This is a genomic window from Paenibacillus sp. Negev47, from assembly GCF_058313655.1.
The window spans coordinates 5,582,753-5,597,781 of record NZ_CM177754.1; the positions used below are offsets into that span (position 1 = coordinate 5,582,753).

The window sequence follows — 15,029 nt, forward strand, 5'->3', positions numbered from 1 at the left end:
ATTCACTTTCACTTTTTATAATATTGCATCACCCGCAACCGAGTAGTCAGAATTAACATCTGAGGAATAAGCACGAAGATAATATACATCACTACAATTAACCATAGATGTGCAGCAAAATGTTCTGCACCGAACGATGGTTTCGGACGTTCAATCCAATACCACCAACACGGGACGGCAACAAACCATGTCAGCCCCGTCGAGAGGAACATGTCTTTTACATCGCTCCACAGTAAGCAGAACAGCGCGACAAACAAGATGGCCATAATCCATGAATCCAATATCGGTCCCCAACTCTGGAAGACAAAGATAATGGCAGGATACAGAAGATTAATGGTCCAGCGGCAGATGTTATTAGTATAAAGATTCATAAAACTTCTCACCCCATACATACCGTTACGATCGTAACTTTAATTATTTGGGTCATTTTCTCCATTCTTATCACAAGAAGAAGCATGATTTTGGATATTATAGCTCATACTACCTTCAGGAAAATTATCGAAGGAGTGACAGCATGAGGTTAAAAAGTATCATCGCCGTTGGAGCCGTGTTAACGTGCTCAACTTTGTTATGGGGATGTGGTAACGGCTCTACGAATAATGCATCCCAGCAGCAGAATGACACCGTACAATCGGAGAGTTGGAGCGATCCCAAACGACTGGAATCTTCCCACCTCGAGGCGCTTGAGCGTATGGAGAAAGATCATATTCACCGGATGGTTTCGCTTAGCGCAAGTATAGATGGAGACAAAGTGATGACCACGCTTGAACGGTCGAGCCAAAAGTTGGAGGAAATGAGACCCCTCGCTGAAATGCTTCAGCACGAAGGGCATCCCGCATTATTACAGCGAATCCAGGAGATGTCCGGTGATATCCAAGGTTCCAAATCCGTCATTGCTGAGATGAAAACTTTGCCTCAGGACGGTAAAATTAAGATCCAGTCTGAGAACTCCGATTCTTTGCATCACATCAGCAGCTTCCGCGATTACCACCAGTTTATCCAAGAGAGAATTCAAACTTTGAACAAGAATAATACTGATACACACTAATCAGTTATAGTACTGCTTACCCAAAGAAGTAAATAGTTAGGTGGGAGGATTACTTCCTATCTGACTATTTACTTATAAGCAGATATAGACAATTACTGTATCCTGCTACGATTTCTTTGATCTTCTCTGTCCGCTTCTTCCATCTTGCGAATGTATCGCTTCAATTCCTCTTTATGAGCTTCTAGTTCACTTAATCTCACAGAAGCTCCTTCAACAAAAGACTGCATCTTGAAAGTTAGCACCGATGCTGATGTCCCTACCCAATCCTGCTGCAACCTTCCATGAATCGTACGCATCTTCTGTTCCTGTTGTATGAGCCGTTGCTGCAATTGTTCGCATTGTTGAACAGCTCTTCGTAAATCCGACAAGGATACGGATATTCTGCCCATGTCCACTTTCCTCCTGTTAATCCATCTATATAAATTCCATTATTGTTGTTCCTGATCAGCTATTACGAAATTTTCTCTCTTTCTTTCAATATAATCCGCAATCTCACTTATGGATTCCTGGTACCAACGGTTAATTTGTTGCAAAGTAGCTGTTGCATTATAAGCAATAGGTGTAAAAGACTGGCTTTCGCTTGTAGCTATATGGGTCTGGAACATCTGAATAGAAGCTTTTGCATCGTTGGAAAATCCGCTCAAACTCAGTCTCATTTCCCGAGCAGACTGCGCTAATTCTTCCGGTGTTAATTGAATCTTACCGCTACCAGAACTACCTACTGTGGATATAAACGAAGCAACTGCACCAGACATCACATGAGAGAACACAGCCATTGCTTTCTGATGTGCAGTCCATCTTGGAGAAATATCAAGCGTCTCTCCCGTACTCCGATCGATTAACGGGCCAATTAAGTTTCCATCCTTATCAAACTCATATTGCTTCATGGAATGGTACCCCTTGCCTTCGTCCTTCGAAAAGGAATCCAATAATCTAACGATATTTCCAATGTACAGCTTATCCAGATCTACATCTATTCCAACATCATGAACCAACATTGGCGAGCCTGCACCGAGAGGTTGAAAAGGGACCTTTAACTGTAATTGAAACTTCCAGTTTTGATACATCGCATTAGCGGTGTCATAATCCTGTCCCTTGTACACCGTAAGTCCAACGTGCCTGTCATATTCACTTATTCCACCGGCCCCTACAGAATCACTCGGATGAACCACATTAACCATTTTGTTGTCAAAGTGACCTTCATTCACCTTAGCCAGACTTACATCATCCAGCAGATTCATTACACTTGGAGCACTGTACGTCATACCAGATACATCATGACGAGCAGCTACATATTGAGCTAAACCACCGCCAAGAGAATGGCCTGTTAGCGAAATATCTGAATTAGGATAAGCCTTCTGTACAGCCTCATACAATTCTTCAGCTTGATGAAACTGATTGTTTTCCCAACTTGAATTATCCATCATGAGTTTGAATGGACTATTTTTGAAGATATTATGACGCTCAGGGTCGGTTACGGCATCTTCAAGCCTTTTTGTTCTGCCCCCTACGACATCCAAAGCGTCCGTCTCCCAGTCCGCGATTTTATCCGTCAACTTCCCTTCCGGCTCAGTTCCGCGATATCCGATAATCACTTGGTTTGTTTTGGGATTCTCAAGAACAACTGCATCAAATCCAGAATATTTTCTGTGCAGTTCCGCTCCGTCTGGTTCAACTGTTCTCCAATCTTTATACTCTTCCTTGTCCAGAATATTACTTCTCCCTACGGGAACATCAGTATAAGCAAGTTCCGAAATTTTCATATATAATTCATCCGTTTTGTACGCGTTCATAGGGACACCCTTTCTTCTATTTAGCAAAAGTTGTATAATGCACAATATCTAAACGACAACATTAGGAATATGAGGTGATAAATTGAAAAAACCAGCTATACTTTTTATACTAATGATCTGCGCGATCACACTCACTTTAGGAGGTTGTATGTCGAACGAGCAAAAAGAAATTGTACAAAAAGCCGAGATCGCAAGCCTAGCTTATTTTAAAGAAACCTATGGAATTGATGTTGAGTTTACAGGCCACAAGTTCATTCCGTCTGACTTGTCTCATACGGTGTCACTGACAGGGTACGTAAAAGGAAATAAGACCCAAGAAATATTCTCAATGGTGGATTATGATACTTATGAAGTCAAAACAGGCTCAGTGCCCGAAGACATCAAACCTCTTAAGTAGTTTATAAGAAATATTAACTTTTAAAACTTTAGGGCCTTGTACAGATACATGGCTCTTTTATATGTAATAATAGGGATTCCACAGCCTAATCTCATCCTCTTTTTTCCAAAGAAGTAGAATCATTATAGTCCATCTTCTGTGAATCGTGTATACAACTTATAAGAAATGAGCACAAAGTCTTTATAAATTTCAGGCATTAAATCTTACACATTAATAAGTTATAGGACGTTGTTACCAGAATAAATTCAGTGATTTGCATAAATATGTGAAGTTGACTTATAATTTATAATTTTTTCAGGCAGCGACGCATTTATATACTCTTCACACTCGTCACTGCCTCTAGACTAACATCGCTCCGGCTTCTTCCCTAATCTCTGCATCATCTCTTCATTCCACCCACAACGACACCCAGATGAACATGCTAAACAACAAGACTGGTGCAAGTGCACCTGTGGCTAATATGATCCAAAGTGTCGCGGGTTTGATCTTTTGACAGTATGCATCAACCTTGCGCATTCGATCTTTGCGCCACTTGGCAAACCTGAGCTGTCTGACCATCCGACTCAGAACTATTTGCCGCTGCTCGCCCTCTTCGAATTCATCGATCGCACGCCGCAACTCCTCGTATAATTGAGCCTCTTCCTGCCCAGCCGCTGTAGGTGTAGTCATCTGATCCTTCCTCCCTTGAGAACATTATTGAGATACAGCCACTATTTAAATAACACAGCAAGGACCTTCAAAGTTTGGAGTTTTATCGAAAATGAACAACCCAAAAAGCCCGGGCATAGCCCGGACTTCGTTGAATCATGCTAGAACTATTTATCTAAGTGCTTTTTAGCTCGCGTTAGCGATCAATTCATTCAAGCATACCGCACCCTGTGCACGCACATTAACGACAATGATTGGCGTTTCCAACATGTCATGCATCCAGGACATATACTCTTCTACTTTTTCGTTCGGAAGGATCGTCAGAATAACCCCTGCGAATCCGCCACCATGAATCCGACAAGCGCCATCACCCAGGTTTTGCAGATAATTCTCCGTCACAGCCAGCGCGATGCCAATCTCCTGTTCCTTCACAGCACCACTCTGATATACATTCTGCAGCCACTTCCATGACGAGTTACCGGACGCTGTAATCAGTTTCAGGAAATCAGCAAAACGTCCATCACGCAACGCCTGCACCTGACCATCGACACGATTGTTTTCCTCCAGGAAATGAAGCGCACGCAGCACGGCACGATCCCCAGCCGCATCACGAACCTTCTTGAGGTTGGCATAGATTGCGTCAGCTGTAATTTCCCGAACATACTCACTGCCCAGCGCCTGAGCAACCGCTCTCATCTCATATGGCACAGCAGCGTAATCTTCCGTCAGATCAGCGTGGTTACCACCTGTATTCACAATGACCAATGAGTAGCCGTTTTGTTGGAAATCCCATTGAACAGGCTCGATAACCGGCTGTGCAGGATTCTCAAAATCAATGGCAATGAGTCCGCCGTACGCACAAGCCATCTGATCCAGCAGACCGGAAGGTTTGTTCCAATAGTGATTCTCCGCATACTGACCGATTTTGGCCATAGTCACTACATCTAACGCTCCACTATTATAGAAGTGATTCAAAATCGTACAGATCAGCATCTCGAATGACGCCGATGAACTGAGGCCTGATGCCGAGAATACGTTACTGGAGATGTACGCTTGGAAGCCGCCAACCGGGTGTCCAAACTCTCCGAATCCCGCGGCCATACCGCGAATCAATGCTGTTGTGCCATCGTCTTCCGTATTTGGCGTAAGATTCGTGAGATCGATTACATATTTCTTGTCATAGCCTTCTGAGTAAAACGTAATAACCGACTCCGCAGTTGGTGCTGCCACTGCAATCGTATCCAGCGTAATGCTGCCTGCCAGCACTTTACCATGGTTATGATCCGTGTGATTGCCACCAATCTCGCTGCGTCCTGCAGCGCTGAACAACTTGCTTCCTTCTTGCGCGCCAAAGTGCTCTTCGAACGTTGCGTTCAGCTTTGTGTACCGTGCAGTCTGTTCCTCTACTTGTGATTGTCCATACATCTGGGCAAGCAACGCTTGGCCCTCCGTGGATTGGATCAGATTCAATGGTTGTGTCGTCATTCATAATCCTCCTATGGATATGCAGCTTTTATTTTTAGACTGTTGGTGAACATGGTTGTCGCTCTATTTCATGCCTTATTCCTCTCCCATTATCTCAGCTTCGTAGCGGAAAAGGTAGGGTAGAATTGAAAGTTTGTAAGCGTTTTGTGAAGTTATTTGTTGTAAAAATAGGATTGAAAACCATTTTACAATAACTTAAATTTGGTTTAAGTGAATACACATTATTTTCCAACCTCAATGTTGCCATGCTTTACATCTTATTGGTGGAGGAAACGATGAAGATTAAATCGAACTATACCAAGTTATTCGGTGCATTTTCACTTACATTTTTGGGTGATGGACTTACACTTGCTGCGGTTCCTTGGCTCATATCAACACTTACGAGCGATACACTGTATGCCTCCATCACCATGACGGCACTTCGTTTACCGTGGCTTCTCTTCAGTCTACCTGTGGGTGTTCTCATCGACCGATACTCACGCAAACATATGCTGATTGGGGCAGGCTTTACGCGAATGATGCTTCTACTTGGACTGACGTTATGTATCTGGGGTGGATGGGTAAGCATTCCGATCCTGGCTCTGTTCATGTTTGGAATTGGTCTTAGCCGAGTTGTATTCGACAGTACGGTGCAGACGGTCATCCCTCAACTGGTAGATGAAAGTAAATTGGAGAAAGCGAATGGGCAGTTCACCGCCGGACAGTTAATCACAAGTGATATTCTAGGCGTTGCACTGGGAGGGTTTATCATCACCCTGCATATTGTTTTTCCTTTTGCCATAGACGCCGTAACGGCTGTTATTGCTCTGCTCTTTTTGATCAGTTTGAAGGGAAACTTCTACCCAGGGGATACGGAAACAACCAAGAAGGAAGTTCGCCCGATGAAGAATTGGAAACGTGAGATGTGGTCCGGTATTCAATATGTCTATCGTGATCGTTTTCTCCGTGGTTTGGCGATTCTGTCTGTCACCATTACCCTGATGTATTCGATCATCCTGGCTACTCAGATCTTCTTTGTACGAGATGTGCTTCAGTTGGATGCTTTTGCATTCGGTATCCTCATCTCCATTGCAACGATCGGCAGCATTGTGGGGAGCCAAGCTGTTGCTTATATGCGCAAGAAATGGAGTACAAAACAATTGATTATCTCTTCCATTTTGTGCATGGGAATCATCTACGGTGTGGTGGGTCTAACTACAAATGCGTATATGGTAGGTAGTCTGTATTTCTGTGCTGCTTTTTTCATTATTGTCTACAATGTTACCCGTTCCTCCATCCTGCAACGTTCCGTTCCTAATGAGATGCTCGGCAGGGTCGGAAGCGTGTTTCGCTTTCTATCCTTTGGCATTAGTGCCATCGGTACGCTTCTCGGCGGATTATTGGTGCGAGTTAGTGAAACGACTTTCGATCGCGTATTCTCGCTGCAACTCCCTTATCTCTTGTTAAGCCTGATCTATATCCTGTCTGCTCTGATATTCGCGATGAAGATGCAGAATCATTCAGAGAGCCAGCAGCGTAACATCAACGCTTGACTGTTACGTTAGGTCATACTTGATAATGATCTCAAGCTTACACGAAGGAGAGATTAAGGATGAAGATTACCGCGTTACGTTCAGATAAAATCTATGAGGAGATCATCCAGGCTGCACCCGATGAGAAATTGGAGTTATACCGCGAGCTTATGATGAGTCCATTCATGAACAAATGGAACATTCAACAGATCCCGTTTCGCTCTCATGAACCTCACGGCTTCGACGTGATCATGATGAATAATTTGATGAATATCGCTCCCTCAGATATCACACCTGAGATTAACGAATCGTTAGTAGCGATTTCGTCTGAAGCATTCTGGCAACAGTGTCATGAAGCTGTTCGTACGAGTCTATCGACCTTTACAGATCACGGGATTGAGCTATCGGTCTCGGAATATCTATATACGATTTTATTAGGCGATAAGAACAGTCCCTCACTCACCATGAACGAAGGCATCAGCGGAGATGGTGGAATCCCGGGTTACATTATTGCGAACCTGATCCCCAATAGGTATACTCTACCTCGTATCCAATCCGTGTTGGCTCATGAATGCAATCATAACGTGAGGTATCAATATATCCAGTGGAATCCACAGATTACGCTTGGGGAAATGGTTGTTAGCGAGGGGTTGGCCGAGAGCTTTGCGACATCCCTGTATGGAGAAAAGTTGCTAGGCCCCTGGGTAGCCAAAACGGATATGGAGACTTTGAATACCTTAATTAAACCAAAGATGAAAGACCAGCTGCATGTCACCGGTTTTGACCAGATTAATCCGTATCTATACGGCGATGAACTTGCCATACTGCAAAATTTCACGCCCGTAGGTATGCCCTATGCGGCTGGCTATGCCTGCGGTTATCACTTAATTCAATATTATCTGAACAAAACAGGTACACCGATTACCGAAGCAACCATCACTCCGGCAAGTGTCATACTTGCTGAAACAAAGGACTTTTGGAATGAAGACACCCTATTTCACCGTTAAAGATATCATTCAGATTACAGGCATCACCAAGCGCGCATTACATTATTACGATAAAACAGATCTCCTAAAACCGAGCAAAGTCGAGGACAATGGCTATCGGTATTACGATCAAGAGGCACTGGGGAATCTGCAAATGATTCTGTTGTTCAAAGAAATGAATTTCTCATTGAAAGACATTGCAGTCACGATGCAACTCTCCAAAGAAGAACAGAAAGATATTCTAAGAGAGCACCGTAGCACACTCGTTCAACGCAAACAAAAGCTCGAAACCATCATCGACCAGTTGGACGAGTATGTGGATGGAACGGATCTCTCTCATCTTCATCTGTTTGACGACTCTTCCATCCTGTCCATTCAAGAACAATATGAATTCGAGGCGAAGTTCATCTACGGGGATACCGAGAAATATCAGGAATTCGAAGCCAATGTGGGCCAGCTGTCTGTGGAAGAGCAAGAACAAGTTTACCAGCAGTTCTCGGTCAACATGGAGCAGGTATTTCGGGAATTGGCGAAAAATCAGGAGCTGTCCCCTGCTTCTGGTGAGGTGCAATCGTTAGTGCGTAAATGGAAAAGTTGTCTGGAACAGTTTATGGTCTGTGATGCTGAGATTTTGGCTTGTATCGCTGAAGCATATACGACGGATCATCGCTATGCGGGTTATTTTGATCAGTTTGGCGATGAGGAATTTTTGAGGTTTTTGTATCAAGCGATTATGGTTTTTGTAGAGGGTAAGGAAAAGTGATTTTGGGTGAAGTGAGAATACATAAATGTATGAACTAAGTTCAGGAGGTAACTTGATGCAAATGTTTCTTCATATGGCTATACACTTAATTACGGGCGGAACGATTCTATTACTTTTTCTAAATAAGCGCTTATCTCTTACTAAAGACTATATAATTACTATTGTTTTGGGTTCTATTATTGCTATCACTCCTGACATCACTAAGTACTTTGGTGATATATTGTTACATTCTCTTACTATGGTTCCCTTAATTGGAGCTGCATATGGCTGGATCATCTATAAAACCTTAAACGTTCGGTTCTTCTGGGCATGGATAAGTACGATGGCCACATTATTCATCGGCCATCTTCTTATAGACCTTCTTGGTAATGGAATTAATTTGTTCTATCCTTTTACGAACCAAGAACAGAATTTCGCGATCTTGGGATCAAATAATGAACTCATCATTTCTGCTTTGTTAGCCATTGCCACTACAATCACATTAATTTATAAAAAAGTTAAACCGCTTGCAGTAGTTTCATTAGTACTAGCGGCTTCATTTGTTGTAAGCTTAGGAATTTCTAATGCAATAATAAGTTATTCTTTGCAACAAAGTTATTCCTATAATGATCCTCAATATATTATCGTCTATCCGGATAACACCCCATTTCACTGGAACTATTATGTAAGAATTGATGAACTAACTATTATTTCCGGAAAGGGAAGCTATTTCACAGTGACAGAATAACCACAACAATTATTAATGAAAATCTCAAGACTCCATTTGAAGGTCTAAATGTAATTAAAAAAAGCTGCAGCGATTCAAATTGGAATCGCCGCAGCTTCTTTTCTACTTCCCTGTCCCCCGCTCAAAATATGCATGCAACCGATACAAACAAATTTCTTTCGTCCAGCGATATAGCAGCGCCCGTTCCTCTGCATTCTCCACCTGCACATTCAGCGAGAACACGCCACTCTCGAAACGCGTCATACTCCCCTTCGCCCCGCCCCACTTGGACATCGGCATTTCGATTATCAACTTTTCAATCTCCGTTGCCGTCCTCTCGTTCCATTCCCAGAGCGCAAGCTTGTCCTTGTCTGAAAAGTCTTTCCGTTTCCGGTATTCCTTCTCCGTCAGATAGGTATGGAAAAACCTTGCCATCTCACCCGGCGTGATTGGGTCCATCCAGTGCGCTTCGCCTCGCTCCAGCATGTACAGCAGCACGATCATCTTGTAGCTTTTGTTCATGACGGTCTTCTCCACATCACGCAGCCACGCCTCATGTCGGACGTACACCTCTCCCTCAGCCGGGGACAGCAGCTCCGCCCAATAGAGAAATCCAACATAGGAGCCAAATTCGTTCCGGTACCCGATACTTTTCGAACGCCCCATAAGATGCAGCTCCAGATACGTCGGAATACGCCCCAGCTCTCGCTTCACATCCAGAAAATCCTGATGCAACTTCTCGCGGCGCGGCAACCGTTTGCGGCTTAGCTCCCGAAGCAGATTCACCACTCGGGTCTCCAGATGAATACCGCAATTGTCCGGAACTTCCGGCACAGCCGAATCCATCGCTTTTCCGCTTCGTTCCTCGTCTCCGCGCACGTCCAGAAGACTCAGCTTCACATCCGCATTTCGGTAGTTTCCGATCAGGTCGATAATGACACAATGCGATTTGCCCTCAGCCAGCCTTAGACCACGCCCCACCTGCTGGGTGAACACCGTAAGCGACTCCGTTGGACGCACAAAAAGCAACGTATCCACACGTGGAATATCCGTTCCTTCATTGAACAGATCCACCGTCAACACAACCTCCAGTTCACCCACATCAAGCTGACGAATCGCTTCCTCCCGCGACATCTCCGATGTGCGCGAATGCAGACTGAGCACCTTCACGCCCTGACTGCGGAAATAGGCAGCTAAATAGTCCGCCTGGCGGATCGATGAGCAAAAGCCAATCGTTCTCGTCTGCTTGTGCCGCACCCAGGCCGCAAAGATCGTCTCCACATGCTCCTCTTGCAACTGAACGGCCATGAGCTGTTCTTCATCATACTTTGTCCCGATCCAGCGGATCTGCGAATAGTCCGTATCATCGAATACTCCGTAATATTGAAATGGCGCCAGCCAACCTCGCCGGATCGCTTCAATAAAATGCATCTGGTACGCTACATTCCCATCACAGAGCGCATACACATCCTTGCCATCCAGTCGATCCGGGGTAGCGGTGATACCCAGCAGAAACTTCGGCTGAAAATGCTCAATCACCAACATGTACGTCTTCGCCGCCGCATGATGGAACTCATCCACCACGATCAGATCAAAGGCATCCACCGCAAACCCATCCCGGTGCTTCTGCATACTCAACGTAAAGATCGAAGCATAGACACAATCCGCCGCTCCATCTTTATACTGTCCGTTATAGATCCCATGACTGCGCTCGGGCATGATCCGCTGAAAAGATTTCTTCGCCTGGAACAAAATCTCTTCCCGATGCGCCACAAACAACACCCGCTGGAACCGCTGCGCGAAGAAGCCCGCCAGATATGTTTTACCAAGCCCGGTCGCCATGACGACCATCGCTTTGTCATACTGCTCCTCCATCGTGCCATGGAGTGCTTCAAGAGCATCCAATTGCGCAAAGCGCGGCTGGATCGGTAAGAGTGATAACTCGGTGGCATCTTCCTCTGTTTCCTCCGGCAGCCTCGTCCCGAATTCCGCTTCTTCCATCTCCGTGATCCGCTGAATCATCTCCGGGTTCTTCTGGTGATATTTGCGATACTCTTCCTCATACAGCGCAATCGAATCCAGGTTCACCGGCAAGGTTGTCTCGTGGTAGAAGCTCTGCATGAATTTGTCCAAAGCTGACTGGAACGTATACGGCTCCGCCTCCGCATTCATCGCCAGATTCCATTCATACCCCGTCTTCAACGCAGTGAACGAAAAGTTCGACGAACCGACGATCAACAATCCTTCCCCGTTGTCGTGATCGAACAGATACGCTTTCGGGTGAAAAGAAGTCCCCATACTTCGCCACAGCCGTGTCTCGATTCGTGGATCAACCTCACACAGCGCCCGCAATCCTTCTGGCTGTGTTATGTACAGATAATCTCCTGCGAGCATCCGTACTTCTGCCCCACGCTCAGCCGCCCGCTTTAAGTGCGGGGCCAGCAGTTTCACCCCGGACTGCATAATAAAGGACGTCATAATATAAATCCCGGATGCATGCTGCATCCGGGCAATCAGTTCGTCTGCCAAGTTATCTGTAATGAGTTTAACGTTAAGCTTCGTCGACATCGATCAGATACACCCGTTCCTGGAATCCACCACGCTCCTCGGCTTTGTCTGCCCGAAGCTTATCCAACTGGGCCGCATTCGCACCATGTACCTCCGCCAGCGCCCGTATGACCTCCAGCATGTCGGCTAGTTCTTCCAAAGCTTCCTGATCACTCGCTGCATTTACGTACTCACCCGATTCTTCTTGCAACTTCGTTCTTAACTCTTGCTTATACTCCTCCGGGTCCAGAATACGTGTGCGGCATTCCTTACCACTGGATGTGATAATATGCGGAATCTTGTCCCGTACCAATTTGTTGTATGTAGGCATGTGGTATAACATCCTTTCTACTTTGGAGATTTTCCAGCTTTGCGCCAGAAGCTCCCTTTTTGCCATTATACCATTTGCTATGGGGAGGGATGGGGTGATTTTGTAAAGTAGTGGATTGGATTGAGGAGATAAAAATAGCCCATGACTACTCCGTACAGGAGTTGAAATAGGCTTATTTTTTTCGCATTATTCCTCAATGGATTGAATGGCATATTCTATATCCTGCTCCATATCCAGATCAGGATACTTCTTTTGCAATTGAAGAAGACAATCTATAAATGCTCGACTTTGGAATTCAGAAGATAGATCTTCGAATATCTCACTCAGCCAATATAAATCTTTTTCTCCACATTGATTTAGAAATGATATGGCACTCTGCTCATTCTCTTTTAGAATGTCTACCATCTCATTCCATATCGTTTGAATAGCTGGATCGTCGGGGTGTAAATCTTTTCTCTTCTTTATTAATGAGATAACTTTTTCACTGTAGTCTACCATGGTTTGCTCTCCTCACGGTTGTCTTGAGTTATCTGGAGTAATTGTTCCGATCTGACCATCGTTCTTGATCACTCCTACTCTAACGTTATTATAGTTTCCAAACATCCATTCACCGTCACCCTTAACTCTATTCTCAGGCAGATTTGCTACATGCTCACCTGACTTTTTGATATCTTCCGATGTCCACTCCTTAGGGAACCATGCTTGGCCCTCACCACTTCGCTTTGCTTTATTTTTGTGATTAGGTATATTACCGACTCGTACACCGTTTTCATATTCTTTAGTAATGTTAAATGCGATCTTATTTTTAAGTAAGTAATTAATATTATCTTGACCGTGACCACCATTGATCAATCTATTTTTAGAATTAAAATCTCCAAGCGAAGCATGGTGAATTCTTTCATTACTTACTGAAATTCTTCCACCAATCATACCTTTTGGGAATCCTAATCCTTCTTTCGGAACCTTATAACCCTTATTATACGTTCCACTAAAAGCCAATACGAGCTTAGCAGTCTGTAGACCTCCTATAGAAACTGCTGCTTGCCATGCAGGTATGGATTCTCCAGTTACGGGATGATAACCTTCCTTAAATGCACTGATCTGTTCATCATATATATCCCCGCCACTAAACACCGGTTGCTTCGGTCCAGCTCTCATTTCTTCATAACTGCCACCATTTTCCCAATACTTAACAAACTCTTTTTGTCCTGGCATCCCATCCTCTGCTTCACTGGCAGGCATGTTAACTCCAAACAAAGGATTATATACCATTCGTCTTTGTTCTTCTGTGTTACCTGTATTATGGTTCATCATTGTATGGGCAGCAATCTGTCCAGCAACGGCTCCCAAGCTCACCTGTTCCTGATCTGCTTGGTCGAATCTCTCGGCAATCGCCATTAAATCCTGAGAGGACTTCACCATACTTTCCAGGGCTCGATCCAGTACAGGACGTGACTGCTGAAAATCATAGAAAAACCGTTCCTGCGTTGCTCCCGCCCACTGAGACTGGATGAATCCGATCCGTGCAGTCAGGTCATTACTTATACCCTCCAACTGTTGCCTACCCTGTTCGATCTGTCTGGATATATGCATCAGTTGCTCAGGTGTCACTTTAATTGTATTCATATCATTCTCCGCCGTTAAAATTAGGATTTTACAATGTTAGCAGAAGTTTGTTGCAAATACATCCACCTATTATCCTGATTTTTTTTCTTCAAATGAGTACCTTTCGATACTTATAATTCTCCAGTCCCATTCCTGTGAAAGGAACCTCCAGATCATCATGGCACGCTTATATCAGAAAAACTCCGATGAGTTATCATTTAATCGAGTGGCTAACTCCTCCAATATGTCTTCTGTTCGTTGAAGGAGCTTTTCGATGTTATCAAGGTCTAAATATCGATCCTCATGGCGTTCCTCTAAAGATGACATATGTTGCATCGTGCCGATGAACAAGGCAATATCTAGTCCGGGTTCAGTGTCCGTATGCACTAAAGGCAAGATTTCATTCATGGTGAGTTCTTTGGGTGTATGAACTGAATGATACTTATGGATATAAAGCGCCTTAATCATGGAGGCTAGAGCCCAATCACATAGAATTAGACAGGCTTTAAACTGATTGTGATTACACATGATGGCGGCAAGTTTGAGATGATACTTAGCATGTTGGTGATAGGCTATTATTGTGGTACGTAGCATATGGTAAGCAGGAATGTGTTTGGACCTAGGTTGTGTGGAGATATCATGGTTTTGCAAACGTGGGGTAAAATCTACTTGGTGATTACAATGTGCTTCAGTTATGGACCAATTTCTTGCCATTGTCATCCCTCCAAAGAGTTAATACCAGTATTATACAATAAATTGATACATATAGTAATCAAATAAATTATTTGTATTCTTCGTTTGGTGTTTACCTTAAGGAAACTTGTCTACACTTTTGAACATAGAGAGGTGAATACCATGAACGAGGACAGAGAAGTTTTGAAGCTGGTCGGAGCCAGAATTCGTGCACTACGCAAAGAAAGAGGGTATTCACAGGAATCCCTCGGAGAAAAAGGTGGATTTCATTTTTCATACATAGGACAGATCGAACGTGGAGAAAAGAATGTTTCTTTGGTAAACTTGGCAAAGATCGCTGAGTCACTGGATGTTAATTTGATTCAATTATTTGCTTATATAGAAGAAGAGTTCGAGGTAACTGAAGATGAGAAACAAATCAAAGAAATTGTACAACTGCTAAGAGATTCTTCTCCTGATAATATTCGTGTTGCCAAAAATGTTATTAAAGGAATATTGATGTGAAAACAGTAAACC

General features: G+C 44.0%; 17 protein-coding genes. 7 read left to right on the forward strand and 10 right to left on the reverse strand.

Translation table 11 applies throughout. The annotated features are described in order from the left end of the window. Positions 1-8 precede the first annotated feature (8 nt). Entirely contained in the window at positions 9-371 is a 363-nt protein-coding gene (locus tag AC4G47_RS25170; protein WP_491103303.1) for a hypothetical protein, read from the reverse strand. A 143-nt stretch (positions 372-514) separates the two neighbouring features. On the opposite strand from AC4G47_RS25170, the gene AC4G47_RS25175 reads away from it, so the two are divergent. After that, positions 515-1,048 carry a hypothetical protein gene (locus tag AC4G47_RS25175; protein ID WP_491103304.1) on the forward strand — a complete coding sequence of 178 codons (534 nt, stop codon included), beginning with the start codon at positions 515-517 and terminating at the stop codon, positions 1,046-1,048. 92 nt (positions 1,049-1,140) lie between these two features. Here AC4G47_RS25175 and AC4G47_RS25180 read toward each other — a convergent pair whose 3' ends face one another. Then, complete coding sequence (locus tag AC4G47_RS25180) at positions 1,141-1,437, reverse strand: WXG100 family type VII secretion target (protein ID WP_458125451.1); 297 nt, start codon at positions 1,435-1,437, stop codon at positions 1,141-1,143. 39 nt (positions 1,438-1,476) lie between these two features. Further along, positions 1,477-2,841 carry a lipase family protein gene (locus tag AC4G47_RS25185; RefSeq protein WP_491103305.1) on the reverse strand — a complete coding sequence of 455 codons (1,365 nt, stop codon included), beginning with the start codon at positions 2,839-2,841 and terminating at the stop codon, positions 1,477-1,479. Positions 2,842-2,989: 148 nt separating this feature from the next. Between AC4G47_RS25185 and AC4G47_RS25190 the strand changes: the two genes are divergently transcribed. Further along, a complete protein-coding gene (locus AC4G47_RS25190) occupies positions 2,990-3,238 on the forward strand; it encodes a hypothetical protein (RefSeq protein ID WP_253505894.1) in 249 nt (82 codons plus the stop codon). Positions 3,239-3,625: 387 nt separating this feature from the next. Here AC4G47_RS25190 and AC4G47_RS25195 read toward each other — a convergent pair whose 3' ends face one another. Both AC4G47_RS25195 and AC4G47_RS25200 read right to left on the reverse strand, forming a co-directional pair. Then, on the reverse strand, positions 3,626-3,907 hold the full coding sequence (locus tag AC4G47_RS25195; protein ID WP_491103306.1) for a hypothetical protein: 282 nt from the start codon (positions 3,905-3,907) through the stop codon (positions 3,626-3,628). 165 nt (positions 3,908-4,072) lie between these two features. Continuing rightward, the gene (locus AC4G47_RS25200) at positions 4,073-5,371 is read right to left on the reverse strand and encodes a galactokinase (RefSeq protein WP_491103307.1); all 1,299 of its coding nucleotides are present in this window, start codon (positions 5,369-5,371) and stop codon (positions 4,073-4,075) included. A 275-nt stretch (positions 5,372-5,646) separates the two neighbouring features. Here AC4G47_RS25200 and AC4G47_RS25205 point away from each other — a divergent pair, with 275 nt between their 5' ends. The 4 genes from AC4G47_RS25205 to AC4G47_RS25220 are packed head-to-tail and all read left to right on the forward strand — an operon-like array spanning position 5,647 to position 9,358. Next, positions 5,647-6,903, forward strand: a complete 1,257-nt coding sequence (locus AC4G47_RS25205) for an MFS transporter (protein ID WP_491103308.1) — start codon at positions 5,647-5,649, stop codon at positions 6,901-6,903. A gap of 59 nt (positions 6,904-6,962) precedes the next feature. Continuing rightward, positions 6,963-7,889, forward strand: a complete 927-nt coding sequence (locus AC4G47_RS25210; protein WP_491103309.1) for a DUF2268 domain-containing putative Zn-dependent protease — start codon at positions 6,963-6,965, stop codon at positions 7,887-7,889. Beyond that, a complete protein-coding gene (locus tag AC4G47_RS25215; protein WP_491103310.1) occupies positions 7,864-8,631 on the forward strand; it encodes a MerR family transcriptional regulator in 768 nt (255 codons plus the stop codon). The genes AC4G47_RS25210 and AC4G47_RS25215 overlap by 26 nt, the downstream gene beginning before the upstream one ends. 55 nt (positions 8,632-8,686) lie before the next feature. After that, the gene (locus tag AC4G47_RS25220; RefSeq protein ID WP_491103311.1) at positions 8,687-9,358 is read left to right on the forward strand and encodes a metal-dependent hydrolase; all 672 of its coding nucleotides are present in this window, start codon (positions 8,687-8,689) and stop codon (positions 9,356-9,358) included. 102 nt (positions 9,359-9,460) lie between these two features. Here the strand turns inward: AC4G47_RS25220 and AC4G47_RS25225 are convergent, their stop codons facing one another. The 5 genes from AC4G47_RS25225 to AC4G47_RS25245 form a co-directional block, all read right to left on the reverse strand. Beyond that, positions 9,461-11,905, reverse strand: coding sequence for a DEAD/DEAH box helicase family protein (locus tag AC4G47_RS25225; RefSeq protein WP_491103312.1), 2,445 nt, complete (start codon positions 11,903-11,905; stop codon positions 9,461-9,463). Beyond that, positions 11,889-12,215 (reverse strand): nucleoside triphosphate pyrophosphohydrolase, encoded by a 327-nt coding sequence (locus AC4G47_RS25230; protein ID WP_491103314.1) that lies wholly within the window; start codon positions 12,213-12,215, stop codon positions 11,889-11,891. The genes AC4G47_RS25225 and AC4G47_RS25230 overlap by 17 nt, the downstream gene beginning before the upstream one ends. A gap of 186 nt (positions 12,216-12,401) precedes the next feature. Then, entirely contained in the window at positions 12,402-12,713 is a 312-nt protein-coding gene (locus tag AC4G47_RS25235) for a hypothetical protein (protein ID WP_491103316.1), read from the reverse strand. A 12-nt stretch (positions 12,714-12,725) separates the two neighbouring features. Then, positions 12,726-13,841: a WXG100 family type VII secretion target gene (locus AC4G47_RS25240; RefSeq protein WP_491103317.1), complete on the reverse strand. Its 1,116-nt coding sequence runs from the start codon at positions 13,839-13,841 to the stop codon at positions 12,726-12,728. 171 nt (positions 13,842-14,012) lie between these two features. Further along, complete coding sequence (locus AC4G47_RS25245) at positions 14,013-14,534, reverse strand: SNARE domain-containing protein (protein ID WP_491103318.1); 522 nt, start codon at positions 14,532-14,534, stop codon at positions 14,013-14,015. 141 nt (positions 14,535-14,675) lie between these two features. Between AC4G47_RS25245 and AC4G47_RS25250 the strand changes: the two genes are divergently transcribed. Then, positions 14,676-15,017, forward strand: a complete 342-nt coding sequence (locus AC4G47_RS25250) for a helix-turn-helix domain-containing protein (protein ID WP_036606225.1) — start codon at positions 14,676-14,678, stop codon at positions 15,015-15,017. Positions 15,018-15,029 lie beyond the last annotated feature (12 nt).

Coding starts and splice junctions, on each gene's coding strand:
- AC4G47_RS25170 (WP_491103303.1), bottom strand. CDS start 371: ATGAATCTTTATACTAATAACATCTGCCGCTGGACCATTAATCTTCTG.
- AC4G47_RS25175 (WP_491103304.1), top strand. CDS start 515: ATGAGGTTAAAAAGTATCATCGCCGTTGGAGCCGTGTTAACGTGCTCA.
- AC4G47_RS25180 (WP_458125451.1), bottom strand. CDS start 1,437: ATGGGCAGAATATCCGTATCCTTGTCGGATTTACGAAGAGCTGTTCAA.
- AC4G47_RS25185 (WP_491103305.1), bottom strand. CDS start 2,841: ATGAACGCGTACAAAACGGATGAATTATATATGAAAATTTCGGAACTT.
- AC4G47_RS25190 (WP_253505894.1), top strand. CDS start 2,990: ATGTCGAACGAGCAAAAAGAAATTGTACAAAAAGCCGAGATCGCAAGC.
- AC4G47_RS25195 (WP_491103306.1), bottom strand. CDS start 3,907: ATGACTACACCTACAGCGGCTGGGCAGGAAGAGGCTCAATTATACGAG.
- AC4G47_RS25200 (WP_491103307.1), bottom strand. CDS start 5,371: ATGACGACACAACCATTGAATCTGATCCAATCCACGGAGGGCCAAGCG.
- AC4G47_RS25205 (WP_491103308.1), top strand. CDS start 5,647: ATGAAGATTAAATCGAACTATACCAAGTTATTCGGTGCATTTTCACTT.
- AC4G47_RS25210 (WP_491103309.1), top strand. CDS start 6,963: ATGAAGATTACCGCGTTACGTTCAGATAAAATCTATGAGGAGATCATC.
- AC4G47_RS25215 (WP_491103310.1), top strand. CDS start 7,864: ATGAAGACACCCTATTTCACCGTTAAAGATATCATTCAGATTACAGGC.
- AC4G47_RS25220 (WP_491103311.1), top strand. CDS start 8,687: ATGCAAATGTTTCTTCATATGGCTATACACTTAATTACGGGCGGAACG.
- AC4G47_RS25225 (WP_491103312.1), bottom strand. CDS start 11,905: ATGTCGACGAAGCTTAACGTTAAACTCATTACAGATAACTTGGCAGAC.
- AC4G47_RS25230 (WP_491103314.1), bottom strand. CDS start 12,215: ATGCCTACATACAACAAATTGGTACGGGACAAGATTCCGCATATTATC.
- AC4G47_RS25235 (WP_491103316.1), bottom strand. CDS start 12,713: ATGGTAGACTACAGTGAAAAAGTTATCTCATTAATAAAGAAGAGAAAA.
- AC4G47_RS25240 (WP_491103317.1), bottom strand. CDS start 13,841: ATGAATACAATTAAAGTGACACCTGAGCAACTGATGCATATATCCAGA.
- AC4G47_RS25245 (WP_491103318.1), bottom strand. CDS start 14,534: ATGGCAAGAAATTGGTCCATAACTGAAGCACATTGTAATCACCAAGTA.
- AC4G47_RS25250 (WP_036606225.1), top strand. CDS start 14,676: ATGAACGAGGACAGAGAAGTTTTGAAGCTGGTCGGAGCCAGAATTCGT.